The organism is Pseudomonas sp. HLG18 (assembly GCF_051903985.1).
Lineage (GTDB): Bacteria > Pseudomonadota > Gammaproteobacteria > Pseudomonadales > Pseudomonadaceae > Aquipseudomonas > Aquipseudomonas fluorescens_BT.
The window spans coordinates 3,752,942-3,778,757 of sequence record NZ_CP195831.1 but is presented as its reverse complement, the minus strand read 5'-3'; the positions used below and the strand labels follow the sequence as shown (position 1 = coordinate 3,778,757).

Sequence of the window (25,816 nt, the reverse complement as noted above, 5' to 3'; positions counted from 1 at the left end):
TCAGCGCAGGGCGTTGAGGGTGGCGTTGTGAGGGATGCAGCGCTCGAAGTTGCAGCTCGCGTACTCACGGGGCAGTTGCCGCAACTGCTCCACGCGCCATGCCGCGGTGCCGTACAGCGCCAGCGTGGCCGCGCAGGTGATGAAAATCGCGAGGTATCTTCTTGTTCTGGTGTTCATGGCGTTGACCTCTGAACGAATACCCTTGGGTACTACTTTCAGCATAGGTCAGCGCCGTGGAGTTGCCAGCGGCTCTATGCACGGGATTACAGCCCGATATCCCATTGCGGGTTTTCGGGAAAACGCTGCACCAGAAAATCCAGCATGCAGCGCAGCGCCGCCGGCATGTGCTTGCGCGAGGCATACACGGCGTAGATGTTCATCTGCCGGGGCTCGGCGTGGGGCAGCAGGCGCACCAGTTCGCCGCTGTGAATATGTGCCCCGGCCAGATAGGTCGGCAGCATCGCCACGCCGGCGCCGGCCAGGGTCGCGCGCAGCAGGGTGCTGGCCTCGTTGGCGCTGATGTTGCCCTGCACCGGCACCGAGACCGGGTCGCCGTCCTCCTCGAAATGCCACAGGCTCTTGCCGAAATAGGAATGGGTCAGGCAGTTGTGCCGGCTCAGATCTTCTACGCGCTGCGGCTGTGGATGTGCCTGCAGATAGGCGGGCGCGGCACAGACCACCGAGCGGCAGACCGTCAGGCGCCGGGCGATCAGGTTGGGGTCGAGGTCGTTGCTGGTACGGATCGCCAGGTCGATGCGCTCGTCCACCAGATTCACCGTGCGATCGAGCATTTGCAGGTCGATGTTGACGCCCGGGTAGTGCTTGACGAACGCCGCCATGGCATCGGCCAGTTGCGCCTGGCCGAACGAGGTGCTGACGCTGATCCGCAGCAACCCCCGTGGCGCGTCGTCGGGCTCGCTGACGGCGGCCTGCATGTCGCCCGACAGTTCGAGCATCTGCCGGCAGCGCGGCAGGATTTCGTTGCCGGCGGCGGTCAGGCTCAACTTGCGCGTGGTGCGGTGCATCAGGCGCGCGCCGACCCAGTCTTCCAGTTCCGCCAGATACCGCGACACCACCGGCCGTGACAGGTCCAGGTGATCGGCCGCCGCCGACTGGCTGCCCAGATCCACCACTGTGACAAACACCCGCATTGCTTGGAGACGATCCATGATTTGCCCGCTTTCAGAAACAAACTATGTTCAAGCATCGCATTTTTTGTAACGAGTCTGGCAACTAAGCTCTGTCCCATCGCCAAGCACGGCATTCGAACAGCGGAGCAACCCATGATCGGCTTCACCACCCTCAAGCGCGTTTTACTGGCCACCGCCACCCTCGGCTTTGCTGCCCACGCAGCGGCCGCGAACCTGAACCTCGATGTCTACAACCCGGGCACCCACGCGATCTTCCCGGTGACCTCGGTGCTGGTCAGCGGTGAGAAGGACGCGATTCTGGTGGACGCCCAGTTCGGCAAGTCCCAGGCCGAGCAAGTGGTGGAAAAGATCCGCGCCAGCGGCAAGCAACTGACCACCATCTACATCAGCCACGGTGACCCGGATTACTACTTCGGTCTCGACACCCTGACCAAAGCCTTCCCGAATGCCAAGGTGCTGGCCTCGCAGCCAACCGTTGATCACATCAAGCAAACCGTCGACGGCAAACTCGCGTTCTGGGGCCCAAAAATGGGCGCCGACGTGCCGGCCAAAACCATCGTGCCGGGCGTGCTCAAGGGCGACAGCCTGATGCTTGAAGGGCAGAAACTGCAGGTGGTCGGTCTGGAAGGCAAGCAACCGGATCGCAGCTTTGTGTGGATTCCATCGTTGAAAGCCGTGGTTGGCGGTGTCGTCGTCGCCGAGAACATCCATGTGTGGATGGCCGATACCCAGACTGCACAATCCCACGCCGACTGGCTGGAAACCCTGCACTCGATCGAAACCCTGAAACCGAAAACCGTGGTGCCGGGTCACTACCTGGGTGACAGCGCCCGTTCGCTGGCGGCCGTGAAATTCACCGCCGACTACATCAAGGCGTTCGACGAGGAAGCCGCCAAGGCCAAGGACTCTGCCGCGCTGATCGCCGCGATGCAAAAACGCTACCCGACACTGGGCGAAGAAAGCTCGCTGGAGCTGAGCGCCAAAGTCGCCAAGGGCGAGATGACGTGGTAACCCGATTCTGAAAAACGCAGCACTCTCAAGCCAACTGGAGAATGTCATGAGCAAGATCGCAATCATTGGTGCCACCGGCCGTGCCGGCAGCCAATTGCTGGAAGAAGCCCTGCGCCGCGGCCACAGCGTCACCGCCATCGCTCGGGATACCTCGAAGATCGGCGCCCGTGCCGGTGTGGTCAGCAAGAATGTCGACGTGCTGGACGCCGGCGCGCTGCAAGCGGCAATCGCCGGTCACGATGTGGTGATCAGCGCCGCGCATTTCGCCACGGTGCCGGCCAGCGCGCTGATCGGCCCGGTGAAACAGGCCGGGGTGAAACGTCTGCTGGTGGTCGGCGGGGCCGGTTCGTTGTTGCTGCCGGACGGCACTCGCGTGATCGACAGCGCCGGTTTCCCGGCCGAGTACAAGGCTGAGGCCAGCGCCGGTGCGGCGTTCCTTGATGCGCTGCGTCAGGAAAAAGAACTGGACTGGACGTTCCTGTCGCCGTCGGCGCTGTTCTTCGAAGGCGAGCGCACCGGCAAATTCCGCGTCGGCAAGGATGACTTGCTGGTGAGTGCTGAAGGCCAGAGCTCGATCAGCTTTGCCGACTATGCGATTGCGCTGATCGACGAAGTGGAAACGCCGAAGCATTCGCGTCAGCGGTTTACGGTCGGTTATTAAGTACTGAAAAGCCCCTCACCCCAGCCCTCTCCCGGGGGGAGAGGGAGCCGATCGTGGGATGCTTGAAAATTACGCCGACTTGAACGGGATGTATTGAATCCATAATCGCCCAGATTTTTCAGGTCGATGTATTACGTAAGACACCTCGGTCAGTTCCCTCTCCCCCTGGGAGAGGGTTAGGGTGAGGGCAAGGCGTCACCGCGTATGAGCCTGCTCCACCAACCACCCCATCAATTCCTGCAATTTCGCCGAAGGCTCCGATGCCGGCGCGACGATGTAGTAGCCCAGTCCCGTCTTCACCTTCAGATCGAACGGCATCACCAGTCGCCCGGCGTTCAAGTCGTCGCCGATCAGTGACCAGTCGCCGATCGCCACCCCCGTCCCGTGGGACGCCATCGACATCGCCTGATCCAGCGTCTCGAAATGCTGACCGCTGGCGATGTTGTTCAAGTGCAGTTCGGCGGCTTCGAGCCAGAGTGTCCAGTCGTCATCCGTGTGGGTCGGGTGCAGCAGCAGATGCTGTTGCAGATCTGCCGGTGTGAGCAGGGCCGGCCCTCCGTTGAGCAGCGTCGGCGAGCAGACCGGCGTCAGTTGTTCATCGAACAGATGCAGCGTGGCAGGGGAGTCGTGGGGCGCGGTGCCGTAGATCACGGCGGCGTCGAATTGCTCGCGATGAAAGTCCACCCCGTGCTGCAACGACGCCGTGAGTTTCACCGGCACGTCCGGGCGCTCGCGCTGCCATTGCAGCAGTCGTGGCAACAACCAGCGCATCACGCAGCTCGGCGCCTTGAGTTGCAGGGTCTCGCGTTTGGCGCCGATCTGCTCCACCGAGTCGCCGATCAGGCTGAACACCTGCTGCACCCGTGGCAGCCATTCACGCCCTTCGGCCGTCAGCTCCAGGCCCCGGGCCAGGCGAATGAACAGCTCATAACCCAGATGTTCCTCAAGCCCGGCGATCTGCCGGCTCACCGCACCCTGGGTGATGTGCAACTGCTCGGCGGCCCGGGTGAAGTTGCAGCACTGCGCGGTAATCAGAAACGTATGCAGGGCGGGCAGGGGTGGCAGTCGTTTCATGTGGATCCAAGGTATGACGTGAGGACATGGCTAGTATGAGCTTTTATCGATTGTTGCGGCTACGGGTCGCCCGTTTCAATGAGGCCAATCACCGGTTCCTTTCAAGCCCGGTGCCTCAACGAACAAGAAGGGCAAAGACATGGCGACGTGTGGCGAAGTACTGGTCAAGTTACTCGAAGATTACGGGGTCGAGCAGGTGTTCGGCATTCCCGGCGTACATACCGTGGAGCTGTATCGCGGGCTGGCCCGTTCGAGCATCAACCACGTCACCCCGCGCCACGAACAGGGCGCCGGCTTCATGGCCGACGGCTACGCCCGTACCAGCGGCAAACCGGGTGTGTGCTTCATCATCACCGGCCCGGGCATGACCAACATCACCACCGCCATGGGCCAGGCGTACGCCGATTCGATCCCGATGCTGGTGATCTCCAGCGTACAGACTCGCAACCAGTTGGGCGGCGGACGCGGCAAGCTGCATGAACTGCCGAACCAGAGCGCACTGGTCGGCGGCGTGGCGGCGTTCTCCCACACCCTGATGTCGGCGTCCGAATTGCCGGGCGCATTGGCCCGTGCTTTCGCGCTGTTCCAGGCCGGGCGTCCGCGTCCGGTGCACATCGAAATTCCGCTGGACGTGCTGGTCGAAGAAGCCGACGAACTGCTGGCCAGCGTGCCGGTCAACATCGACCGCGCCGGTGCCGCGCCGGCCGCCGTGAGCCGCATGACTGAACTGCTGGCCGGCGCCCAGCGTCCGCTGATCCTCGCCGGTGGCGGCGCCATCGACGCGGCTGCCGAACTCACCGAACTGGCCGAACTGCTCGACGCACCGGTGGCTCTGACCATCAACGCCAAAGGCATGCTGCCGTCCAGCCATCCACTGCTGATCGGTTCGACCCAGAGCCTGGTGGCGACCCGCGCCTTGGTGGCCGATGCCGACGTGGTGCTGGCGATCGGCACTGAACTGGCGGAAACCGACTACGACGTGACCTTCGCCGGCGGCTTCGAAATCCCCGGCAAGTTGCTGCGCGTCGATATCGATCCCGACCAGACCGTGCGCAACTACCCGCCTCACGTGGCGCTGGTGGCCGACTCGCGCAACGCCGCACAAGCGCTGCTCAGCGCGCTGTCGCACAAACCACTGGCCGAGCGCCGCAACGACTGGGGTCAGGTACGTGCCGCCCGTCTGCGTGAAGACCTGGCCGCAACCTGGGACGCGCCGACCCTGGCCCAGACCCGTTTCCTCGAAACCGTGCTGCATGAATTGCCGAACGCGGTGTTCGTCGGTGACTCCACGCAACCGGTGTACACCGGCAACCTGACCTTCAACCCGGAGCGTCCGCGCCGCTGGTTCAACTCGTCCACCGGTTACGGCACCCTCGGTTACGCCTTGCCGGCGGCGATTGGCGCATGGCTTGGCGGCAACCTCGAACGCGGCGCTCGTGCGCCGGTGGTGTGCCTGATCGGCGACGGCGGCCTGCAATTCACCCTGCCGGAACTGGCCAGTGCTGTGGAGGCGCGCACGCCGGTGATCATCCTGCTGTGGAATAACCAGGGTTACGAAGAGATCAAGAAATACATGGTCAACCGCGCCATCGAGCCGGTGGGCGTGGACATCTACACCCCGGATTTCATCGGTGTGGCCAAGGCCCTGGGTTGTGCAGCAGAAGCGATCAGCTCGGCCGAACATCTGCGCGGCGCACTGCGCGCCGCCACCGATCGCCAGGGCCCGACCCTGATCGAAATCGACCAGACCCAATGGATGAAGGCGGTGGCCCAATGATGAATTTCCCGACCACACTCGACGGCCTGTACATCAACGGCCAATGGTCCGCCGGCCGAGAACACCTGCGCGTCATCAACCCGGCCACCGAAGCGCTGCTGACCACGGTCAATGGCGGCGACGAAAGCGCTGTCAATCAAGCGGTAACGGCAGCGACCGAAGCCTTCAAGGGCTGGTCGAAAACCACCGGTGCCGAGCGCGGCGCGATCCTGCGCAACATCGCCAACGGCGTGCGCAACGGTCGTGATCACTTGATGAAATTGCAGTCGAGCAACAACGGCAAACCGCAGTTTGAAGCGGGCATCGATGTCGACGACGTGATCGCCACGTTCGAGTACTACGCCGAACTCGCCGAAGGCCTCGACGCCAGACTCGACAGCAACGTGCCGCTGCCCAGCGACGACTTCAGCGCACGTCTGCGCCGCGAGCCGTGCGGTGTGGTCGGGCTGATCGTGCCGTGGAATTTCCCGATGGTCACCACCGCGTGGAAACTCGCCCCGGCCTTGGCCGCCGGTTGCTGCGTGGTACTCAAACCGTCGGAAGTCACGCCGCTGCCGGAACTGGAGCTGGCGGCCATCATCGCTGAATCCGGTCTGCCAAAAGGCGTGTTCAACCTGGTGTGCGGCACCGGTCTGGCGGTCGGTGCGCCGCTGTCGGCGGATCCGCGCATCGCCAAGGTTTCCTTCACCGGCAGCAACGCCGTCGGTGTGCAAGTGATGCAACGCGCCGCTGAAACCGTGAAGGGCGTGAGCCTGGAGCTGGGCGGCAAATCCTCGCTGCTGATCCTGGAAGACGCCGACCTGGATCTGGCGGTGGAGCTGGCCTGTGGTGGTGGTTTCTTCAACGCCGGGCAGATGTGCTCGGCCACCAGCCGGGTGCTGGTTGCCGATGAAATCGCCGATGAATTCCTGATTCGTCTGAAGGCCCGCGCGGAAAAAATTCGTGTGGCCGACCCGTTCGATCCGGAAGTCGAGATGGGCGCGCTGGTCAATCAGGCGCAATACCAACGCGTGCTCGGTCATATCGACCGTGGTCTGAGCGCCGGTGCCAAGTTGATCTGTGGTGGCAATCGTCCTGCAGATCTGCCGCGCGGCTATTTCTTGCAACCGACGATCTTCACCGAAGTGCCCCTCGACAGTGCGCTGTGGTGTGAAGAGATCTTCGGGCCGGTGATCTGCGTTCGCAGTTTCGCTACGCAAGCCGAGGCGATTGCCCTGGCCAACGACAGTCAGTTCGGTCTGGTGGCCAGCGTGGTCACGCGTAATGCCGAGACCGCGGATCGGGTCGCCAACGCCTTGCAGGCGGGGCTGGTGTGGCTCAACGCGCCGCAGGTGATCTTCCCGCAGACGGCGTGGGGCGGCTACAAACAGAGCAGCATCGGCCGCGAGTTGGGGCCATGGGGCCTGGCGGCGTTCCAGGAAATCAAGCACGTGATCCGCGCGCTCTGAATGCCCGAAAAAGGTGAGCGCATGCCTCGCAACGAGGCATGCGCCGGCGTCATGGCTTCAATGAGTTTTTATCGATAGTCAGGTGTTTTGCACGACCTCAGGATGAACCCGCAGACCACGCTCAAGCCCTTTGAAACCGGGCGCTTGAGCAATTCCGGTCACGCAGATGCAAGGGTTGCGATCAGTCTCATACTTACAAAAAAATGGGAGTCCTAAATGGGCGAGCACGATCTGAACAGGCGTCAATTCATCAAAACCGTCGGCGTGGCCTCGGTGGCTGCGGCGGCCATGAGCATGCCCTTCATCCGGGCCAGTGCCAGCGACACCCGCTTTGCCGGCAAGACCCTGCGCCTGTTGACCTGGTCCGATGACACGGGCCTCGCCGCACTGCGCAATATCGCCGCAACGTTCGAAGCCAAGACCGGCGCCAAAGTGATTGCCGACCGCACCGGCAGCACCTCGGAAATGGTCGCCAAACTCAAGGCCGGCGGTGACCGTCCGCAGTACGACATCATCACCCTGGCCGGCGTTGGCGCCGAAGGTCTGGCCGCTGCCGGGCTGCTGGAAAAACCCGATCTCAACCGCATTCCCAACCTGATCGACGTCCCGGAAAAATACCGCACCGGGGCCAACGGTCACGGCATCGGTTACCTGCTGTGGTGCAACAGTCTGGTCTACAGCACCCGTACCCAGAAGGAAGCGCCGGACAGTTACGCTGCGCTATGGGACGCCGACCTTGCGCCGAACATTTTCCTGCCGCCGCCGAACTGGACCGAAGCGATGGACCTGATCATCATCGCCGCCAAACTGGCCGGTGGTGACGAGCACAACATCGAGCCGGGCTTCAAGAAACTCGCCGAACTGAAAGACCGCGTGGTGACCCTGGGCGAAAACCCCAACCAGATCGCCGAGCTGTTCCGCACCGGTTCCCTGGACATGGGCGGCCTCTACGCCCCGGCGTTTTTCCCCAAGCAGATCCGCGACCCGAACTACGGCCTGGGCGCCACGTTCGGCATGAAGGAAGGTTTCTACACCGACCTGATGCTCTCGGTGATGCCGAAGAACCGTCCGGGCGACACCGACCTGGCCTACGCCTTCATCGACCACTCCCTCGACCCGCTGGTGCAGGGCAAGATGGCCGAAGACATCTTCAACGGCCCGGTCAACGCCAAGGCGATCATCTCCGCCGAAGCGCGCAAGAGCCCGTTCATCCTCACCCCGGAGCAGATCTCGGAGAAGGCGATCATGCACGACAACGCCTTCCTGGCGACCGTGCATGACCAGTGGATTCGTCGCTACACGGAAATCTTTTCTTCCTGATCGAGTGACGTATACAGGCTCTCAAACACCGAAAGTTCCTGTGGGAGCGAGCCTGCTCGCGATAGCAATCTGTCAGCCGACGTTGTTGGTGAATGTCAGTCCGCAATCGCGAGCAGGCTCGCTCCCACAGAGGGCCAAGGTGAGCTTGAAGCCGTTGTTTTTCCATTGACGAGATCATTGCTATGGAACATCAATCCCTGACCCAACCGGTCGGCGCGGGTGACGTGCGCTCGGCGCGCGGTGTTTCGCCGACCGCCCGGGCGTGGTTTTTTCTCACGCCGTCGATGCTGTTCCTCGGCGTGCTGATTGCCGCCAGCCTGCTGGTGCTGCGCATGAGTGTCGGCACCAAGGGCGCGGAATGGTCCGGTTTCAGCCTGGCCAGTTACGCCCAGTTGCTCGAACCCTACTACCTCAAATCGTTGCTGCTGACCTTGCGTCTGGCGCTGATCAGCGCGGTGATCGCGGTGGTGCTGGCGATCCCGGTGGCGTACACCATGTCGCGCCTGACCTCGCCATTCGTGCGGCGGATTTTTCTGGCGGCGGTGTTATTGCCGCTGCTGGTCAACCTGCTGCTGCAAAGCTACGGCTGGCTGGTGATCCTCGGCCCCGGCGGCATGCTCAACCAGACCCTGATGGGCCTCGGTCTGATCAAGCGCCCGATCATGTTGCTGTACAACCAGAACGGCGTGCTGATGGGCCTGGTGCAGACCGCGTTCCCGCTGGCCGTGCTGCCGATTGCCAGCGCCATGCGCGGTGTCGCCCGCAGCTACGAAGAAGCCGCCGCGACGCTGGGCGCCAGTCGCTTTCAAGTGTTCCGCCAGGTGGTGTTACCGATGAGCCTGCCGGGGATCATCACCGGCGCGACCCTGGTGTTCGCCTACAACGCCAGCAGCTTCGTGGTGCCGTTGCTGCTCGGCGGTCGGCGCGTGCCGATGCTCGCGGTGATGGTGCATGACCAGATCGCTCCCCTGATGAATTGGCCTGCCGCGTCCGCCGCCGGTGTGGTGCTGATCATCACTACGCTCGCCATCATGACCTTGTCCGAATACATCACCGGCCGCCGTCGCCGTCTGCTGGAGGCTTCGCAATGAGTGCCCTGATCAAGAAGCGTCAGTCGCTGCTGCCGGGCGACACCGGCAAGTTTGCCGGCATCCTCTCCGGGATCATTTTGTTCCTGGCCGTGTTGCCGATTCTGACCATGATCGTGATGTCGTTCAGCGGTGCGTCGAACCTCGACTTCCCGCCGAGCAGCTACAGCCTGCAGTGGTACAAGGCGGCGTGGCACACGTTTGTCTCGCCGGACGCCAGCGATGTGCTGAGCCTCGGCCAGGCCATGGGCACCAGTTTGCTGGTGGCGTGCCTGACGATGATTTTCGCCACACTGATCGCGGTGCCGGCGGCCTACGCGCTGACCCGTTGCGAGTTCCGTGGCAAGGGCGTGGCGCTGCAACTGATGTCGTTGCCGCTGGTGTTTCCGATGGTGGTACTGGGGCTGGCCTTGCTGCTGGTGTTCGACAGCCTGCCGTTCCACATGACGACTTCGCGGCTGGTCATTGCCCACGTGATTCTCGCGCTGCCCTTCGTGGTGAAGAACTGCACGGCGGCCATGCTTTCCATCGGCAGTGAAGTCGAAGAGGCCGCGCAGATGCTCGGCGCCTCGCCGCTACGGGCCATCGTCGACGTGGTGGTGCCGTTGATGAAATCGGGGATTCTGGCGGGGATGCTGCTGGCGTTCATCGTCTCGTTCAACGAATTCACCGTGACCTATTTTCTCTACACCATCGACGTCATGACCGTGCCGATCTGGATGTACAGCCGCACCGTGTCATCGCTCGACCCTACCGTGTTCTCGTTTGCCGTGCTGATCGTGCTGATCGACTTCGTCCTGATCTGGGCGCTGGAGAAGCTGGTGGGCGAGGGTGGCGTGTCCTTTTGATTTCTTGAGGTGATTTTATGTCTGGTCTGATTCTGGAAAACGTCGAGAAACACTACGGCTCGGCCTGCGCGGTAAAAGACGTCAACCTGCATTTGCCCGAGGGCAAACTGGTGTGCTTCCTCGGCCCGTCGGGTTGCGGCAAGACCACGTTGCTGCGAATGATCGCCGGGCTGGAAACCCTCACCGGCGGCGAGATCCGCCTGGACGGCGAGGACATCGGCCACACCCCGGCGCACCTGCGCAACTTCGGCATGGTGTTCCAGTCGCTGGCGCTGTTTCCGCACATGACCGTGGGCGAGAACATCGCCTATCCATTGAAATTGCGCGGCGTGAGCAAGGCCGATCAACAGGCGCGGGTGGTGGAATTGCTGGAACTGATCCAGCTGCAACCGATGATCGACCGTCCGGTAGCGAAACTCTCCGGTGGCCAGCGTCAGCGCGTGGCGATTGCCCGGGCGATTGCATCGCATCCGAAAATCCTTCTGCTCGACGAACCGCTGTCGGCGCTGGACGCCAAGTTGCGCGAGTCGATGCAGGTGGAAATCCGCCAGCTGCAACAACGCCTGAACATCACCACGATCATGGTGACCCACGATCAACGCGAAGCCATGACCATGGCCGACATCGTGGTGGTCCTCGGTGAGCATCGGGTGCAGCAGGTGGGTACGCCGATTGAAATCTATCGGCATCCGGCCAACGAATTCGTCGCGGACTTCATCGGTTCCGGCAACATCTTCCCGGCCACCGCACTGGGCAATGGCAAGGTCGTGCTGCCCGGTGGAGATGCCCTGCAAGTGCCGATCTGCAGCAGCATCATGGTCGGGCAGAAAGTGAAAATGCTGATCCGCCCCGAAGACCTGCAACTGTCGGCGCCCCAGGCTACGGCGGGCAACCGCCTGCTGGGCAAGGTGACGTTTGTGCGCGATATCGGCGCGACGATCGAGACTACGGTGGAATGTTCCGGGGTGACCTTTACGGCGCTGAGTACGCCGTGTCAGGGGATTGGGCTGGGGATCGGGCATCCGGTGTCGGTGACGTTGCCGAGTGAGGCGTGTCGGGTGTTGGGCGCCTGATCCAGATTTGATGCTGGCTCTGCCGACCTCTTCGCGGGCAAGCCCGCTCCCACAGGTTATTCGTCGTACACAAGCTTTGTAGTAGACACCAGTCACTGTGGGAGCGGGCTTGGTCCGGGCGGCGATCCGACGAAGAGGCCAGTAGCCGCGACGCAATAATCCAGATCAGACCGTCAGCCGCAACCGCGCCAGATCCCTTAGCGGCGGCGCGCCAAACAGCCGGCTGTACTCACGACTGAACTGCGAAGGGCTTTCATACCCCACCCGATACCCGGCCGCAGAAGCCTCCAGCCCCTCAGCCAGCATCAACCGCCGCGCCTCTTGCAGGCGCAGCTGCTTCTGATACTGCAACGGACTCATTGCCGTCATCGCCTTGAAGCGGTGATGCAACGTCGAGACGCTGAGGTTCACTTCCTTCGCCAGATCATCGATGCGCAGCGGCTGTTCGAAGTTGCCGTTGAGCCATTTGATCGCCTGGCTGATGCGATGACTCTGACTGTTGGCAATGGCGATTTCATACAGCCGATGGCCCTGCGGACTGCGCAACAGGCGATAGAGAATCTCCCGGCGGATCAGTGGCGCGAGCATGGCGATGTCTTTCGGTGCGTCGAGCAGGCGGGCCAGACGCAGCACCGCATCGAGCATGGCGCTGTCGATCTTTTCCACATACAGACCGCGCCCGGTCGGCCGGGTCGGTACGCCCATCGGGCCGGCGTCGGCGATCAGCGCGGTGATTTCCGCCGGATCAATGTCCAGGCGCACGGCGAGGATCGGCTCTTCGGGCGAGACATTCACCACCCGACCGCTCAACGGCATCGAAACCGATACCACCAGGTAATTCAGCGGGTCGTAATTGAAGAATTCGTCCGCCAGCCGTACCTCTTTGCGACCCTGGGCCATGATGCACAGCGCCGGTTGCGCGAGCACCGGGGCGAAGTCATGGGATTTTGTGTGGCGCGACATGAACAGCGAGCCGACGGCGGTGGCATAACTGCCATCTTCGGACGTGTTGCGGCGAATGATCGCCGCCAGTTCCTCGCGCTGCTTTTCCATGTCGGCATCGGGCGGCGTTTGAAAACGATCGAATGACGTCATGTGCGGCATCCTCGGCAAAGTCGGTGGAATGGGGCAGAGCATAAGTTTGTGCAAGCGCAAGCGGTAGACACATCCTGCGAAATGCTTGCCTGATCCTGCATTGGGTTGTTGGCTCGCCCAGCCATAGCAGGACGCAGGTCGTCAGAATTGCCCGAAACCGGTGTGACAGGACGGTGACAGCAATTCACGACTGGTTACAGGTGTGCAAGACAGTCTCGCAGGATTGTGCAATGCGACGGCAGGAATCGACTAACGGCGAGCGCTGCCCGGCCCTTAACCTTGGATCCTGTCGCAGCCCGTCCCCGGCTGCCACACGACTCCCTGGGAGGGTTGAACATGTCCAAGCAGATTCCCGTCAGTCATATGGCCTTCGTTCGAGCGCGCGCCGGCCGCTCGGCGGAACTCGGCATGCGCCTGAGCGCATTGATCGAGCCGTCTCGTGCCGCCGCCGGTTGCCTGAGCTTTTCCTTGCAGCATTCGCAGTGTGATCCCGAGCTGTGGCTGGTCTCCGGTTTCTGGAGCAACCAACAGTCGATGACCGCCTATTTCAGCAGCCCGTCGATGGAAGTCTTTGCCGAGCTGGTGCAGGACCTTGTGGTCAACAGCCTGGATTTCCACACGTTTAAAGACGTGTCGGCGGCGCAGGCGCTTGGTCAAAGTTGCGCGCCGATACACAAACTCGCCGGTTGAGGGTTTAATGGCCAGCCTATTTGACTGAGCCAGGACCTGCGACATGGCACGTAAAGAGTTCGAACACTTCGAAGCGGTATCCGCTGTAGTCCCCGTCGAGTTGGGCAGCAACAAGGGTTATCACGCGGCAATCGCGGTCAAGGCCCTGGTCGACGGCGGTGCGCCACGCTTTCACAAGCTGTTGAATGACCAGGTGTTCCCTGGCGCCATTGCCGCCGATGAAGCGGCTATCAACGAGCTGGACAAGCTCAAGGGCGTCACTGATGACGCCGAGCTGATCTGGTAATCGCGTTTACTTGACGGCGCCCGGGCGCCACATCTTGAACAATGCCTCCGGCCCCAGCTGGAAGTAGTCCGCCGGCCCGCCGCCCCGCAGAATCGGTTCTGCCGCGGCGGTGTCGTAGATCCCGTCCTTCAACAGCCATTTGGCGATATGCACGGCGACCACTTCGCCCAGCACCAGCCAGCTCGGCACGGTCTCGCCGTCGGCGCGCTGCAACTGAATGATCTGCGTGACCTTGCACTCGAAGGACACCGGGCTTTCGGCCACGCGCGGCACGGCGATCACTTTCGACGCCACCGGCGTCAGCCCTGCGAGTTCGAACTCGTTGACCTCGGGCGCGACCATCGCGCAGCTCTGGTTCATCTGCTCGGCAAGCGGTCGGGTGGCGAGGTTCCAGACGAATTCGCCGGTCTGCTCGATGTTGTTCAGGCTGTCTTTGCGCCCGACGCTGGAGAACCCGATGATCGGCGGAATGTAGTTGAACGCGTTGAAAAAGCTGTAGGGCGCCAGGTTCAGCCGGCCCTCGGCATCCTGCGAAGAAATCCAGCCGATGGGACGCGGGCCGACGATGGCGTTGAACGGATCGTGAGGCAGGCCGTGGCCGTTGGCCGGTTCGTAGAAATGGATGTCATCGGGCATGGCGGGGTGTTCCTGAAGGCTTTTATAAGCGGTCAATAGTGCAAGTCCGGTCCGCGAAGATCAAATCCCGACCTTTGGAAATGAACAAGCCCGGCAATGGCCGGGCTTTGGTGTCTGCATTCTGCCGATCAGCTGATGGCTGCAGCAGTGCCGGTTTTATCGAAACCGTCGGCAGCGATGGCTGCGGCGGTGCCGGTTTTGTCGAAGCCGTCGGCCGCGATGGCTGCAGCGGTGCCAGTCTTGTCGAAGCCATCGGCAGCAACGGCTTTGCCGACGTTGGTTTTATCGAAACCATCGGCAGCGTAGGCGCCCGAGTGGCTGGTTTCGATGGCGGCGCTGGCGCCGGAAATGAAGTCGGCAGATTTGGTCTTGTCCGAGCCATCGGCGGCGAAGGTGTTGGCGGCCAGTACGGACAGGGTCAGGGCGAGGATCAGTTTGGTTTTCATGGTCGTTCTCCAGATTCGAAATTGGTTGGCGATGTGTTTCGCATGGGGTTCATGCTACGCCAACTAAATTGATTAAAAATCGCAAAATAATGCTAAAAACAATCGATTAACTAGATATTAAGGGCGGCGCATTCAAATCGCTTTCGTCGTCGGAGCGAGCGTCGCGCAGGTCATCGATCAGGTAGGTGCAGGATGCGGCAGAGGCATTAACCGGTGATTAATCCCCGCTTTTGGGGTGTGTGACAGATTTTTCATACATTCCCGACCGGTTTTTCACCCTCGTAACGCCAGTCTGCCGGCGGCCAGAAAACCAAGAACCGGCCGTCACACACTGGAGCTTTACCTGCAATGAACAAACTGCCCCAAATCACCCTGGCCTTCTGGGTCATGAAAATCTGCGCGACGACCCTGGGGGAAACCGCGGGGGATTTGCTGTCGATGACCCTGAACGTCGGCTACGCCATGAGCTCGCTGATCCTGATCAGCGTGTTCGTCCTGACGCTGATCACGCAACTGATGTCCAAGACTTACAAGCCGCTGCTGTACTGGATCGTGATCCTGTCGACCAGCACCGCCGGCACCACCATGTCCGACTTCATGGACCGCACGCTGGAGCTGGGTTACGCCACAGGTTCCATGATCCTGATCGCGATCCTGCTGGCGATCTTCGCGGCGTGGCGCCTGAGCGGCGATTCGCTCAACGTCACCAAAGTGCAGAGCTTTCGCGGCGAGATGTTCTACTGGATGGCGATCCTGTTCTCCAACACCCTGGGCACCGCGCTCGGCGATTACCTGGCGGACGATTCGGGTCTGGGCTTTGCCGGTGGCGCGCTGTTGATCGGCTCGGCGATTGCGGTGGTGGTACTGCTCAAGTACTTCACGAAGATTTCGGCGGTGGCGCTGTTCTGGGTGGCGTTCGTGCTGACCCGGCCGTTTGGCGCGACCCTGGGCGACTTGATGACCAAGTCCCATGAGAAGGGCGGACTGGACTTCGGCACCATCGGTTCGTCGGCAGTGCTGGCGGGGATTCTGTTGGTGATGATCGTGGGCGCGTCTTATGCGCAGAAGCGTTATGGCAAGCCGGCGGTTGCCGAGTCGGCATGAGAACGAGGTGACTTCAATCGCGAGCAGGCTCGCTCCCACATCGGATCGGCGTAAATCTGATCCTGTGGGAGCGAGCCTGCTCGCGATAGGGCCAGAACAGCCACCATTGCGGTGGCTGTAGAAACCCGATCAGTCAGTGACGATGCGCGAATGTTTCTGGGTGTCTTTCATGGTGATGTACACCAGCAGGGACACCGCGATGCAGGCGGTCACGTACCAGTAGTAACCGGTTTCCATGCCGATGCTCTTGAACCACAGCGCGATGTATTCGGCGGTGCCACCGAAGATCGACACGGTCAGTGCGTACGGCAGGCCGACGCCCAGTGCGCGGATTTCGGTCGGGAACAGCTCGGCCTTCACCACGGCGTTGATCGAGGTGTAGCCGCTGACGATGATCAGTGCCGCCATGATCAGGAAGAACGCGCCCCACCAGGTCTGGATGGTGTGCAGGGTCATCAGGATCGGCACGGTGAAGATCGTCCCCAGCACGCCGAAGGCGATCAGGATCGGACGACGACCGATCTTGTCGGACAGGCCGCCGATGATCGGTTGCAGGCACATGAACAGGAACAGCGTGGCGGCGGAAATGGTGGTGGAGTCGGAGATGCTCATGCCGACGGTGTTCACCAAGTATTTCTGCATGTAGGTGGTGTAGGTGTAGAACGCCAGCGTACCGCCCATGGTCAGGCCGACCACGGTGAGCAGTTCCTTCGGATGACGGAGCAAGGTGCGCATGGCGCTTTCCTTGGACTTCTCTTTCTTGGTGAACGACTCGGTTTCTTCCATGCCACGACGCAGGTACAGCGCCACGATTGCGCACAGTGCGCCGATGGCGAACGGAATACGCCAGCCCCAGGCATATAGCTGTTCGGTGGTCAGCATGTTCTGCAGCACGATCAACACGCCCAGCGCGATGAGCTGGCCGGAAATCAGGGTCACGTACTGGAAGCTGGAGAAGAAGCCGCGACGCTCCCTGGTTGCCATCTCCGACAGGTAAGTGGCGGAGGTGCCGTACTCGCCGCCCACCGACAGGCCTTGCAGCAGACGGGCGAACACCAGCAGGATCGGCGCGCCAATGCCGATGGTTTCGTAGTTCGGGCTGAGGGCGATCAGCAGGGAGCCGAAGCACATCAGGTACACCGAGGCCATCAGCGCTTTTTTACGTCCGACCTTGTCGGCGTACAGGCCCATCAGCCAGCCACCGATCGGGCGCATCAGAAAACCCACGGCGAAGATCGCGGCGGTGTTCATCAACTGGGCGGTGGTGGAACCGGCGGGGAAGAAGGTCTTGGCAAAGTACAGCGAGAAGGCGGCATAGACGTACCAGTCGTACCACTCGACCATGTTGCCGACGGAACCGCTGAAGATCGACTTGATGCGACTGGCGGTGGTTCGTTCTTTGGCCGGCACGGCTGCCGACCCAAGAGGCAGGGCGTTGGAGTTATCCATTGAAGGATCCTTCGTTTAATTGTTTTTGTGGAGCGCGTTGAAACGCAGCCTGCGAGGGCTATAGCAGGACCTGTGCCAACGGAGGGAGGGCCGGTTTAGAGGGGCTGGGAAGAATGGATGAGCGGAAATCCGCTTATGTATGAGTTGTATTGAGCGGAAATTCGCTCACCCTGACGGATAGTTCATTGTTGTCTGTGCCGGCCTCTTCGCGGGCAAGCCCGCTCCCACAGTGGTCGGGAGTGTTCACAAATTCTGTGTTCACAAAAATCCCTGTGGGAGCGGGCTTGCCCGCGAAGGGGCCCGATCAGGCACTGTAAAAATCAACTACCCTGCACAAACATCTCCCGGGTCAAACCATGGCGCTGCATCTTTTCATTAAAGGTTCGACGCGGCAGTTGCAGCTCTTCAAGCACGGCTTTCACATCACCCTTGTGCCGGGTCAACGCCGCCCGCAGACACTGCGCTTCAAACGCTTCCTGCTGCGCCGCCAGCGACTGGCCCGGATCGATGCCTTGCACCGGTTCATCCAGCCCCAGCACCTGACGTTCGGCCACGTTTGCCAACTCACGCACATTCCCCGGCCAGTCATGGCTGAGCAGGTGGCTCAACTGCGCACCACTGAGCGGCGGGAACGTCCGGCCCAAGCGCTGGGCGGCGCTCTGGGCGAAGGATTCAAATAACAGCGGAATGTCTTCGCGACGATCCCGTAGCGGCGGCAATCGCAGCTCAGCGACGTTCAGACGATACGCCAGGTCTTCGCGAAAACGCCCGGCCCGCGCTTCATCCAGCAAGTCGGGTTTGGTCGCCGCGACGATGCGCAAGTCCACGCGAATACTCTGGTTCGACCCCAGCCGCTCCAGCTTCTGCTCCTGCAACACCCGCAGCAGTTTCACCTGCTGGGCCAGCGGCATGCTTTCGATTTCATCGAGAAACAGCGTGCCGCCATCGGCGTATTCCAGTTTGCCGATGCGCTTGCCCGAGGCGCCGGTGAACGCGCCGCTTTCATGCCCGAACAACTCGGCTTCGAACAGTTGCTCGGGGATCGCCGCGCAGTTCAGCGCCACGAACGGCTTATCGGCGCGGGGGCCGAAGTCGTGCAGGCAACGGGCGACCAGTTCCTTGCCGCTGCCGGTTTCGCCACGGATCAGCACGTTGACCGGCAGCGTCGCCAAGTCCAGTACCTGCCGGCGCAGGGTCTGCAAACTACGGGACACACCCAGCAGCGTCGCATCCAGTCTGGCGCGGTTGTCGGCCTGTTCGTGCAGGGCGCGGTTTTCCAGCACCAGCCGACGCTTGTCCAGTGCCCGGCGCAGGCTGCCGAGCAGGGTCTCGGGGCTGAAGGGTTTTTCCAGAAAATCGTAGGCGCCGTCGCGCATGGCTTCGACCGCCATCGGCACATCGCCGTGGCCGGTCAGCAGAATTACCGGCAGGTCGGCATCGCGGCGCTGCACTTCGGCCAGCAGCTCAAGGCCGCTGAGGCCGGGCATGCGCACGTCGCTGACAATCACCCCGGCAAAATGCGCCGGCAACGCCGCCAGGCATTCTTCGGCGCGGCTGAACAGCTGCACCTCGAACCCGGACAGGCTCAGCCATTGTTCGACGGCACTGCGAATGCTGCTTTCGTCATCGACCACCATCACCGAATTGAGCATCAGATGTGCGCCTCCAGATCGATCGGCAAGGTCAGGCTGAACACCGCGCCGTTGTCGCCATTTTCGGCGCACAGGCGTCCGCCGGATTCATGAACGATGGCGAATGATACCGCCAGCCCCAGACCCAACCCGTCACCCACCGGTTTAGTGGTGAAGAACGGATCGAATACCTGCCCCAGATGTTCTTCGGCGATGCCGCCGCCGTTGTCGATGACGCTCAGGCGCCACAGTTGCTCGTCGGTTTCCAGGCGGATTTCCAGACGCTTGCACGGTTTGCCCTGCATCGCATCGAGGGCGTTGCGCAGCAGGTTGATCAGCACCTGTTCGAGACGGATCGCATCGCCGCGTACCCACGCCGGCCGGGTCAGGTGCAGCACCAGACTGACCTGTTCGTCGCGCATTCTGGCGTCCAGCAACTGCAAGGCCTGATCGACCACCGTCGCCAGGTCCAGCCGTTCGCGCAGGCCGCTGGGGCTCTTGCGGGCGAAGGTTTTCAAATGACCGGTGAGGGCCGCCATGCGCGTGAGCATGTCATCCACCGGTTTGAGCGCCTTGTAGGCGTCATCGACGCGCCCATGATCGAGCAGCAGGCGCAGGGTCGCCAGTTGCATGCGCTGGGCGGTCAGCGGCTGATTGATTTCGTGAGCCAGCGCCGCCGACATCTGCCCCAGTGCCGCGAGTTTCGCCGATTGCACCAGACCATCCTGGGCGGTACGCAAATCACGGGTGCGTTCTTCGACCAGTTGCTCAAGCTCTTCGCGGCTGCGCTGGCGCATTTTTGCCAGGCGCCAGCGCTGGTTGAGGAACAGCAACAGGAATACCAGCGCCAGCCACACCCCGGCAGCAGCGAGCCCGGCATTGCGTTGGTCTTCGAAGGACAGTTGCGGGCGACGCAGCAGGTGCAGGGTCCAGCCTTCGGCGGTCAGCGGCAGCGATTCCCACAGGTAATCCGCCGTGCCTTGCGGACCTTCGACGCGACGCAGATCACTGTTGTCATCGAAGCGCCGCAGCGACAGATGCGTCAGCGGCACCAGCGACTGTTTGTCGTATTGGCGGGTGGCCTTGATCTCGCGGTAATCGGCCGGGCTCAGCGGGTGCAGCAGGCGATAGCGCCAGTCCGGCTGGTTGGCGATGAAGATGATGCCCCGGGCATCGCTGACCAGCAGAGTATCGTTGCCATGGCTCCATTCGCGTTCAAGCTCCGGGAATTCGAGTTTGACCACCATCGCCCCGAGGAACTCGCCGCTGTCACCGAGCACGGCACTGGACAGGAAATAACCGGGAATCCCGCTGGTCACGCCGACCGCGTAAAAGCGCCCGGTGCCTTGAGTGCGGGTCTGGCTGAAGTAGGGGCGAAAGCCATAATTGTGGCCGACGTAACTGCTGGGCAAGCGCCAGTTGCTGGCCGCCACCGCCAGACCCGTGTGATCGAGCAGCTCCAGGGTCGAGGACTGTGCGGCGCCGTTGATCTTTTCCAGCTTCAGATTCAGCGCAGCCTGCTGTTCGGCATCCACCTGACCGGCCAGCGCCGCACGCAATTGCGGATCCAGCGCGAGCACGGCGGGCAGGGCGCGGTAGCGGTCGATCAGGGTGTGCAGCGAGTTGGCGTACAGCGCCAGTTGCTGATTGGCCCGGGCAGCGTCTTCTTCCAGCGCCTGGCGTTCGGCGTGACGGATTGCCAGCGTTGCAGCAAGGGCGGCACCGGCGATGATCAGCAGGGTATACAACGACAGACGCAAGGTACGGGAAGTCGGCAGCATGCTGGGACGAATGGATGGCAGGACGGGGTGGCACGATAACATGCCTCCCTGTGGCGGCAGGGTTGTCGAGGCATAAATTATGTGCGTTCAGGCCACGACTTTTGGGCTGGCTCTGTGGGTTCGAACCGTATTGGCCAGACCGCGGAGCATGTTCGTGACTTTTCCCGTTTGCCGATCCAGGTTGGCCTTGATCTTGCCGCGCGTCGTCAGTTCGGGCCGCAGGTCGGTTCCGTCAGCCTGCATGACATCGTCGGCAGCGTCAGAGAGTAAGACCGTTGCCCGCTCGCACCGATCTCTCCCCAACTGCGCCCATTGGTGGCAATGGACGCGGTTTTGGCAATGGAGGGCGGGGTGACTAGCGCATCTGCATCAGGAACCATGGCGACGTAACCAGTGAATGCCGAGATTGCACGCTAACAAAGCATTTTTCTTTCGACACCTGTCAGATCTGACAGGTGCTGGTGCCGGCACTTTATGGCAGGCGAAAAAAAGGCCGGGCGATCATTGCTGACCGCCCGGCCTTTTTGCTGGCAGATGAAGCGCTTACTGCACTTCAACCGCCAGGCTTTCGCTGATCTTCTGTTGCCAGATCGCAGGACCGGTGATGTGCACCGACTCACCTTTGCTGTCCACCGCAACGGTGACCGGCATGTCCTTGACCTCGAACTCGTAGATCGCTTCCATGCCCAGCTCCGCGAACGCCAGGACCTTGGACTTCTTGATCGCCTGCGCCACCAGGTAAGCGGCACCGCCGACGGCCATCAGGTACACAGCCTTGTTGTCCTTGATCGCGTCGATGGCGGTCGGGCCGCGCTCGGACTTGCCGATCATGCCCAGCAGGCCAGTCTGCTCGAGGATCTGACGGGTGAACTTGTCCATCCGCGTGGCGGTGGTCGGGCCGGCCGGGCCAACCACTTCGTCACCGACCGGATCAACCGGGCCGACGTAGTAGATGAAGCGACCCTTGAGGTCTACCGGCAGGGTTTCACCCTTGTTCAGCATCTCGACCATGCGCTTGTGCGCGGCGTCGCGACCGGTGAGCATCTTGCCGTTGAGCAGGACGGTTTCGCCCGGCTTCCAGCTCTGCACGTCTTCCGGGGTCAGGGTGTCGAGATTGACGCGACGGGCCGACGGGCCGGCTTCCCAGACGATTTCCGGGTAGGCGTCCAGCGGTGGCGCTTCCAGCGAAGCAGGGCCGGAACCGTCGAGCACGAAGTGCGCGTGACGGGTAGCGGCGCAGTTCGGGATCATGCACACCGGCAAGGAAGCGGCGTGGGTCGGGTAATCCATGATCTTCACGTCGAGCACGGTGGTCAGGCCACCGAGGCCCTGGGCGCCGATACCCAGCTGGTTGACCTTCTCGAACAGCTCCAGACGCATTTCTTCGATGCGGTTCTGTGGGCCACGGGCCTTGAGCTCGTGAATGTCGATGGATTCCATCAACACTTCCTTGGCCATCACGGCGGCTTTCTCGGCAGTACCGCCGATGCCGATGCCCAGCATACCCGGTGGGCACCAGCCTGCGCCCATGGTCGGAACGGTCTTGAGTACCCAGTCGACGATCGAGTCGGACGGGTTGAGCATGGCCATTTTCGACTTGTTCTCGGAACCGCCGCCCTTGGCCGCCACGTCCACTTCCACGGTGTTGCCCGGGACGATGGAGTAGTGGATGACCGCCGGGGTGTTGTCCTTGGTGTTTTTACGCGCACCGGCCGGGTCGGCCAGGATGGAAGCACGCAGGACGTTTTCCGGCAGGTTGTAGGCGCGGCGCACGCCTTCGTTGATCATGTCGTCCAGGCTCATGGTCGCGCCATCCCAACGCACGTCCATGCCCACACGCACGAACACGGTCACGATGCCGGTGTCCTGGCAGATCGGCCGGTGGCCGGTGGCGCACATGCGCGAGTTGATCAGGATCTGCGCCATCGAGTCACGGGCCGCTGGCGATTCTTCGCGCAGGTAGGCTTCGTGCATCGCCTGGATGAAGTCCACGGGGTGGTAATAGGAAATGAATTGCAGGGCGTCGGCAACGCTCTGAATCAGGTCGTCTTGCTTGATCACGGTCATGAGTCGCGCTCCTCTAAAAGACGGGAACATTCAATAAGGTGCCTGCGGCTTGGGTGCATCGGTCGGTCGCAGACACCTTTCAAGGCACGCCGGGGCTGCTGGCGCGACGCTAAAAAGGCGCGGCAGTATACCGCGCCTCGGTGGCGGGCACATCTGCCCGGAGTCATTCGTTGGTCGCATGGCTGCAGGTTTTTGACGCCAAATACCCGGCCCGAAAATCAATGGTCATTTATCGACTGGGCCACTAAAGTGGCAGCCGGTCTGTAGAGTAGGACACTCGGTCAGCCTCTTATCGCACGGTGAGTCAACGATTGACCCATAACGCCATTCAACGTCTTTTGCTTAAACGCTTTGCCCTCGCTGCAGCCACCTATGGATTGGCCTTGCTGCTGCTGTGGCTGGCGTATTTCACCGGACACTACGAAGACTCGCTGGCAGGCGTCGCTGTCGGCAGCGCCCTGGTGGTCATCAGCCAGGCGACCCTGTTCGCGGTGTTTTTCTCAGGCGCCAACCTGCGGTTTTCCGACCCGAGCCTGACCGAAGCGCAAGTGCTGCTCGGCCTCGGCTGGCAGACGTGGCTGATCGCGCATCTGCAAGAGGCCCGGGGCGAGTTCCTGGTCTTCTATGTGCTGATCCTGCTGTTCGGCCTGTTCCATCTGTCGCGGCGGGCCTTCGTGCGCTGCGCGATGCTGGTGTTCTTCAGTTTCTGCGCGATCACGCTGTGGGACGGTTATCACATGCGTCTGCACGATCCGGCGCTGTCCGCGTTGCAGGCCTGCATCCTGTTGATTGTGCTGGCGTGGCTGGTGATTTACGCGCGCTTCGTCCAGACCTCGCGACAACGCATGCGTCAGCGCCGGTTTGCCTTGCAGGCGCATCAGGACACGTTGCGCGGGATGATGCGCCAGCTCGAAGACCTGGTGGCTACCGACGAATTGACCGGGCTGTTCAACCGTCGGCATTTCCTGCGCCTGGCCACCCGCGAGTTGAATGCGATGGAGGCCGACGTGGTGCACGGTCTGGCGCTGATCGACCTCGACCACTTCAAACGCATCAACGATATTCACGGCCATGCCGCCGGCGATCAGGTCTTGCAGGCCTTCGCCGGTGTGGCCGGAGCCTGCCTGCGCGACGGCGACGTGCTGGCGCGTTATGGTGGTGAAGAATTCGTGGTGCTGCTGCCCGATTGCAACGCCGAGCGGCTGACCGCCTGTTGCGAACGCCTGCGCATCGCCTTCACCGACGTTGAACTGGTGGGCCTGAATGTGAAAAACCTGAGCTTGTCCGCCGGCATGACCCTGCTGGAACTGGGCGATGATCTGGACGACGCCTTGCAGCGCGCCGATCAGGCGCTGTACCGGGCCAAGCGCGACGGGCGCAACCGTTGCGCGGCGGCGTGGGAGAACGTCGATGCCTGAACTGCGGGTCGGTGAACGACAGTGGTCGGTGGCGGCGGGCAGCAACCTGCTCGATGCCCTCAATCAGAACGGTGTGGCGGTGCCTTACAGCTGCCGCGCCGGCAGTTGCCATGCGTGTCTGGTGCAATGCGTCCGGGGTTTGCCTGCCGACAGTCGCCCCGATGCCCTGAGCGCCGAACAGCGTGAGCAGGGCTGGCGGCTGGCCTGCCAGTGTCAGGTCGTCGAAGACTTGCAGGTGCACACCTTCGACCCTGTCACCGATGGGCGCCCGGCCACGGTCGAAGCGCTGGACTGGCTCGGCGACAGCGTGTTGCGATTGCGCCTGACACCCCAGCGGCCGTTGCGCTACAGCGCCGGACAGCATCTGGTGCTGTGGGCCGGCCACATTGCGCGGCCGTATTCGCTGGCGAGCCTGCCGGAAGAGGACCGCTTTCTCGAATTTCACCTCGATTGCCGCCAGCCCGGCGAATTCAGCGATGCTGCCCGGCGCTTGCAGATCGGCGACCCGATCCGCCTCGGCGAACTGCGCGGCGGCGCGCTGCATTACGACCCGGACTGGCACGACCGGCCGCTGTGGCTGCTCGCCGCCGGCACCGGGCTCGGCCCGTTGTTCGGCGTGTTGCGCGAAGCCTTGCGTCACGATCATCGGGGCGCCATCCGCGTCATTCACCTGGCCCATGATGCCGACGGGCATTACCTGGCCAAACCCCTTGAGGCACTGGCCGCGCAGCGGGAAAACCTCAGCGTCGAACGGTGGACGGCGGCCGAGTTGCCGGGCGCTTTGGCGCAACTGCGCCTTGTTTCCCGGCAAACCCTGGCCTTAGTCTGCGGCTCGACGGCCAGCGTCGACGCCTTTGCCAAGCGCCTGTTCCTGGCCGGACTGCCGCGCAATCAACTGCTGGCCGATGTCTTCCTGAGCCGTGGTTGAGCGCTGAATTCTCAGACGCGAGACCTGCCATGCCCGACGCCATCCTGCTGCACCGTGAACGCGGTTTGCTGACCCTGCGCCTCAACCGCCCGGACAAGAAAAACGCCCTGACCCGCGTCATGTACAGCCAGTTGGCCGACGCCCTGAAACAGGCCGACCGCGACCCGGAAATCAACGCCGTGCTGATCACCGGCAGCGCCGAGTGCTTCACCGCCGGCAACGACATCGCCGACTTCATCCAGCAACCGCCGAGCGACCTCGACAGCCCGGTGTTTCATTTCATGCTTGAACTGCTCGAATGCCGCAAACCGGTGATCGCCGCCGTGGCCGGGGCGGCGGTGGGGATTGGTACGACGCTGCTGTTGCATTGCGATCTGGTGTACGTGGCGCGGAATGCCCGGTTGCGCATGCCGTTCGTCAACCTCGGGTTGTGCCCGGAATTCTGCTCCAGCCTGATCCTGCCGCGATTGCTCGGGCAGGCCAAAGCCTCGGAATTGTTGCTGCTCGGTGAGGGCTTTACCGGTGAGCAAGCGGCGCAATGGGGGATCGCGACCGAGGCATTGGGCAGCGGCGAAGCCGCGTTGGCCAAGGCGCGGGAGATGGCGCTGCGGTTTGACGAGCTGCCGGCCGAGGCGGTGCGGATCAGCAAGCAGTTGATGCGCGCACCGGATCGCGAGTTGATTCGCAAAGTGATCGAGGAGGAGGGCGCACTGTTCACCCAGCGACTGCGCTCGCCGGAGGCGTTGGCGGCGTTGACCGGGTTCATCAAGCGGCATTAACGAAAAAGCCCCGCCATTCACATGGCGGGGCTTTTCGTTTTCAGCAACCGGTCAC

At 62.3% G+C, this 25,816-nt stretch carries 24 protein-coding genes; 14 read left to right on the top strand and 10 right to left on the bottom strand.

All coding sequences use genetic code 11. From position 1 onward, the window contains the following. On the bottom strand, window positions 1–222 hold the full coding sequence (locus ACSPX5_RS17385; protein ID WP_011335701.1) for a hypothetical protein: 222 nt from the start codon (window positions 220–222) through the stop codon (window positions 1–3). A 41-nt stretch (window positions 223–263) separates the two neighbouring features. Continuing rightward, on the bottom strand, window positions 264–1,169 hold the full coding sequence (locus tag ACSPX5_RS17380) for a LysR family transcriptional regulator (RefSeq protein ID WP_439819978.1): 906 nt from the start codon (window positions 1,167–1,169) through the stop codon (window positions 264–266). 114 nt (window positions 1,170–1,283) lie between these two features. Between ACSPX5_RS17380 and ACSPX5_RS17375 the strand changes: the two genes are divergently transcribed. Together ACSPX5_RS17375 and ACSPX5_RS17370 are read left to right on the top strand one after the other, a co-directional pair. Beyond that, window positions 1,284–2,162, top strand: a complete 879-nt coding sequence (locus ACSPX5_RS17375; protein ID WP_439819977.1) for an MBL fold metallo-hydrolase — start codon at window positions 1,284–1,286, stop codon at window positions 2,160–2,162. 46 nt (window positions 2,163–2,208) lie between these two features. Beyond that, entirely contained in the window at window positions 2,209–2,823 is a 615-nt protein-coding gene (locus ACSPX5_RS17370) for an NAD(P)-dependent oxidoreductase (protein ID WP_439819976.1), read from the top strand. 195 nt (window positions 2,824–3,018) lie between these two features. Here the strand turns inward: ACSPX5_RS17370 and ACSPX5_RS17365 are convergent, their stop codons facing one another. Beyond that, window positions 3,019–3,897 carry a LysR substrate-binding domain-containing protein gene (locus tag ACSPX5_RS17365; RefSeq protein ID WP_439819975.1) on the bottom strand — a complete coding sequence of 293 codons (879 nt, stop codon included), beginning with the start codon at window positions 3,895–3,897 and terminating at the stop codon, window positions 3,019–3,021. 139 nt (window positions 3,898–4,036) lie between these two features. Here ACSPX5_RS17365 and ACSPX5_RS17360 point away from each other — a divergent pair, with 139 nt between their 5' ends. From ACSPX5_RS17360 to ACSPX5_RS17335, 6 genes are all read left to right on the top strand, one after another. After that, window positions 4,037–5,674 (top strand): 5-guanidino-2-oxopentanoate decarboxylase, encoded by a 1,638-nt coding sequence (locus ACSPX5_RS17360; protein WP_439819974.1) that lies wholly within the window; start codon window positions 4,037–4,039, stop codon window positions 5,672–5,674. Next, window positions 5,674–7,122, top strand: a complete 1,449-nt coding sequence (locus tag ACSPX5_RS17355; protein WP_169431666.1) for an aldehyde dehydrogenase family protein — start codon at window positions 5,674–5,676, stop codon at window positions 7,120–7,122. Before ACSPX5_RS17360 ends, ACSPX5_RS17355 begins: the two co-directional genes overlap by 1 nt. 216 nt (window positions 7,123–7,338) lie before the next feature. Then, window positions 7,339–8,442: an ABC transporter substrate-binding protein gene (locus ACSPX5_RS17350; protein ID WP_207866747.1), complete on the top strand. Its 1,104-nt coding sequence runs from the start codon at window positions 7,339–7,341 to the stop codon at window positions 8,440–8,442. A 182-nt stretch (window positions 8,443–8,624) separates the two neighbouring features. Then, on the top strand, window positions 8,625–9,533 hold the full coding sequence (locus ACSPX5_RS17345) for an ABC transporter permease (protein ID WP_439819973.1): 909 nt from the start codon (window positions 8,625–8,627) through the stop codon (window positions 9,531–9,533). Then, window positions 9,530–10,378 (top strand): ABC transporter permease, encoded by an 849-nt coding sequence (locus tag ACSPX5_RS17340; protein WP_064599073.1) that lies wholly within the window; start codon window positions 9,530–9,532, stop codon window positions 10,376–10,378. Before ACSPX5_RS17345 ends, ACSPX5_RS17340 begins: the two co-directional genes overlap by 4 nt. A gap of 17 nt (window positions 10,379–10,395) precedes the next feature. Continuing rightward, window positions 10,396–11,451, top strand: coding sequence for an ABC transporter ATP-binding protein (locus ACSPX5_RS17335; RefSeq protein WP_439819972.1), 1,056 nt, complete (start codon window positions 10,396–10,398; stop codon window positions 11,449–11,451). A gap of 165 nt (window positions 11,452–11,616) precedes the next feature. On the opposite strand, the gene ACSPX5_RS17330 is transcribed toward ACSPX5_RS17335, so the two are convergent. Further along, entirely contained in the window at window positions 11,617–12,546 is a 930-nt protein-coding gene (locus ACSPX5_RS17330) for an AraC family transcriptional regulator (protein WP_439819971.1), read from the bottom strand. 336 nt (window positions 12,547–12,882) lie between these two features. On the opposite strand from ACSPX5_RS17330, the gene ACSPX5_RS17325 reads away from it, so the two are divergent. Together ACSPX5_RS17325 and ACSPX5_RS17320 are read left to right on the top strand one after the other, a co-directional pair. Next, window positions 12,883–13,236, top strand: a complete 354-nt coding sequence (locus ACSPX5_RS17325; protein WP_119427821.1) for a putative quinol monooxygenase — start codon at window positions 12,883–12,885, stop codon at window positions 13,234–13,236. Between the two features lie 43 nt (window positions 13,237–13,279). After that, window positions 13,280–13,522 (top strand): hypothetical protein, encoded by a 243-nt coding sequence (locus ACSPX5_RS17320; protein ID WP_096818378.1) that lies wholly within the window; start codon window positions 13,280–13,282, stop codon window positions 13,520–13,522. Window positions 13,523–13,528: 6 nt separating this feature from the next. Here ACSPX5_RS17320 and ACSPX5_RS17315 read toward each other — a convergent pair whose 3' ends face one another. Further along, window positions 13,529–14,158 (bottom strand): flavin reductase family protein, encoded by a 630-nt coding sequence (locus tag ACSPX5_RS17315; RefSeq protein ID WP_169431663.1) that lies wholly within the window; start codon window positions 14,156–14,158, stop codon window positions 13,529–13,531. A gap of 128 nt (window positions 14,159–14,286) precedes the next feature. Next, window positions 14,287–14,604: a hypothetical protein gene (locus ACSPX5_RS17310; RefSeq protein ID WP_085730226.1), complete on the bottom strand. Its 318-nt coding sequence runs from the start codon at window positions 14,602–14,604 to the stop codon at window positions 14,287–14,289. 348 nt (window positions 14,605–14,952) lie between these two features. Here ACSPX5_RS17310 and ACSPX5_RS17305 point away from each other — a divergent pair, with 348 nt between their 5' ends. After that, entirely contained in the window at window positions 14,953–15,708 is a 756-nt protein-coding gene (locus ACSPX5_RS17305) for a COG4705 family protein (RefSeq protein ID WP_439819970.1), read from the top strand. Between the two features lie 129 nt (window positions 15,709–15,837). On the opposite strand, the gene ACSPX5_RS17300 is transcribed toward ACSPX5_RS17305, so the two are convergent. The 4 genes from ACSPX5_RS17300 to ACSPX5_RS17285 form a co-directional block, all read right to left on the bottom strand. Next, window positions 15,838–17,157: an MFS transporter gene (locus ACSPX5_RS17300; RefSeq protein WP_169431662.1), complete on the bottom strand. Its 1,320-nt coding sequence runs from the start codon at window positions 17,155–17,157 to the stop codon at window positions 15,838–15,840. Window positions 17,158–17,477: 320 nt separating this feature from the next. Further along, window positions 17,478–18,809, bottom strand: a complete 1,332-nt coding sequence (locus tag ACSPX5_RS17295; protein ID WP_169431661.1) for a sigma-54-dependent transcriptional regulator — start codon at window positions 18,807–18,809, stop codon at window positions 17,478–17,480. Continuing rightward, entirely contained in the window at window positions 18,809–20,569 is a 1,761-nt protein-coding gene (locus ACSPX5_RS17290) for a sensor histidine kinase (protein ID WP_169431660.1), read from the bottom strand. Before ACSPX5_RS17290 ends, ACSPX5_RS17295 begins: the two co-directional genes overlap by 1 nt. Window positions 20,570–21,112: 543 nt before the next feature. Beyond that, entirely contained in the window at window positions 21,113–22,636 is a 1,524-nt protein-coding gene (locus ACSPX5_RS17285; RefSeq protein ID WP_007960181.1) for a fumarate hydratase, read from the bottom strand. Window positions 22,637–22,947: 311 nt separating this feature from the next. On the opposite strand from ACSPX5_RS17285, the gene ACSPX5_RS17280 reads away from it, so the two are divergent. From ACSPX5_RS17280 to ACSPX5_RS17270, 3 genes are read left to right on the top strand one after another with little or no spacing between them, the layout of a single operon-like run. After that, on the top strand, window positions 22,948–24,054 hold the full coding sequence (locus ACSPX5_RS17280; protein ID WP_169431659.1) for a GGDEF domain-containing protein: 1,107 nt from the start codon (window positions 22,948–22,950) through the stop codon (window positions 24,052–24,054). After that, window positions 24,047–24,982: an iron-sulfur-binding ferredoxin reductase gene (locus ACSPX5_RS17275; RefSeq protein WP_439819969.1), complete on the top strand. Its 936-nt coding sequence runs from the start codon at window positions 24,047–24,049 to the stop codon at window positions 24,980–24,982. The genes ACSPX5_RS17280 and ACSPX5_RS17275 overlap by 8 nt, the downstream gene beginning before the upstream one ends. Window positions 24,983–25,011: 29 nt before the next feature. Continuing rightward, the gene (locus tag ACSPX5_RS17270) at window positions 25,012–25,761 is read left to right on the top strand and encodes an enoyl-CoA hydratase-related protein (RefSeq protein ID WP_439819968.1); all 750 of its coding nucleotides are present in this window, start codon (window positions 25,012–25,014) and stop codon (window positions 25,759–25,761) included. The last annotated feature ends 55 nt before the right edge of the window (window positions 25,762–25,816 follow it).

Coding starts and splice junctions, on each gene's coding strand:
- ACSPX5_RS17345 (WP_439819973.1), top strand. CDS start 8,625: ATGGAACATCAATCCCTGACCCAACCGGTCGGCGCGGGTGACGTGCGC.
- ACSPX5_RS17350 (WP_207866747.1), top strand. CDS start 7,339: ATGGGCGAGCACGATCTGAACAGGCGTCAATTCATCAAAACCGTCGGC.
- ACSPX5_RS17310 (WP_085730226.1), bottom strand. CDS start 14,604: ATGAAAACCAAACTGATCCTCGCCCTGACCCTGTCCGTACTGGCCGCC.
- ACSPX5_RS17380 (WP_439819978.1), bottom strand. CDS start 1,169: ATGGATCGTCTCCAAGCAATGCGGGTGTTTGTCACAGTGGTGGATCTG.
- ACSPX5_RS17290 (WP_169431660.1), bottom strand. CDS start 20,569: ATGCTGCCGACTTCCCGTACCTTGCGTCTGTCGTTGTATACCCTGCTG.
- ACSPX5_RS17315 (WP_169431663.1), bottom strand. CDS start 14,158: ATGCCCGATGACATCCATTTCTACGAACCGGCCAACGGCCACGGCCTG.
- ACSPX5_RS17270 (WP_439819968.1), top strand. CDS start 25,012: ATGCCCGACGCCATCCTGCTGCACCGTGAACGCGGTTTGCTGACCCTG.
- ACSPX5_RS17320 (WP_096818378.1), top strand. CDS start 13,280: ATGGCACGTAAAGAGTTCGAACACTTCGAAGCGGTATCCGCTGTAGTC.
- ACSPX5_RS17335 (WP_439819972.1), top strand. CDS start 10,396: ATGTCTGGTCTGATTCTGGAAAACGTCGAGAAACACTACGGCTCGGCC.
- ACSPX5_RS17385 (WP_011335701.1), bottom strand. CDS start 222: ATGCTGAAAGTAGTACCCAAGGGTATTCGTTCAGAGGTCAACGCCATG.
- ACSPX5_RS17330 (WP_439819971.1), bottom strand. CDS start 12,546: ATGACGTCATTCGATCGTTTTCAAACGCCGCCCGATGCCGACATGGAA.
- ACSPX5_RS17365 (WP_439819975.1), bottom strand. CDS start 3,897: ATGAAACGACTGCCACCCCTGCCCGCCCTGCATACGTTTCTGATTACC.
- ACSPX5_RS17275 (WP_439819969.1), top strand. CDS start 24,047: ATGCCTGAACTGCGGGTCGGTGAACGACAGTGGTCGGTGGCGGCGGGC.
- ACSPX5_RS17305 (WP_439819970.1), top strand. CDS start 14,953: ATGAACAAACTGCCCCAAATCACCCTGGCCTTCTGGGTCATGAAAATC.
- ACSPX5_RS17370 (WP_439819976.1), top strand. CDS start 2,209: ATGAGCAAGATCGCAATCATTGGTGCCACCGGCCGTGCCGGCAGCCAA.
- ACSPX5_RS17375 (WP_439819977.1), top strand. CDS start 1,284: ATGATCGGCTTCACCACCCTCAAGCGCGTTTTACTGGCCACCGCCACC.
- ACSPX5_RS17325 (WP_119427821.1), top strand. CDS start 12,883: ATGTCCAAGCAGATTCCCGTCAGTCATATGGCCTTCGTTCGAGCGCGC.
- ACSPX5_RS17285 (WP_007960181.1), bottom strand. CDS start 22,636: ATGACCGTGATCAAGCAAGACGACCTGATTCAGAGCGTTGCCGACGCC.
- ACSPX5_RS17360 (WP_439819974.1), top strand. CDS start 4,037: ATGGCGACGTGTGGCGAAGTACTGGTCAAGTTACTCGAAGATTACGGG.
- ACSPX5_RS17355 (WP_169431666.1), top strand. CDS start 5,674: ATGAATTTCCCGACCACACTCGACGGCCTGTACATCAACGGCCAATGG.
- ACSPX5_RS17295 (WP_169431661.1), bottom strand. CDS start 18,809: ATGCTCAATTCGGTGATGGTGGTCGATGACGAAAGCAGCATTCGCAGT.
- ACSPX5_RS17340 (WP_064599073.1), top strand. CDS start 9,530: ATGAGTGCCCTGATCAAGAAGCGTCAGTCGCTGCTGCCGGGCGACACC.
- ACSPX5_RS17300 (WP_169431662.1), bottom strand. CDS start 17,157: ATGGATAACTCCAACGCCCTGCCTCTTGGGTCGGCAGCCGTGCCGGCC.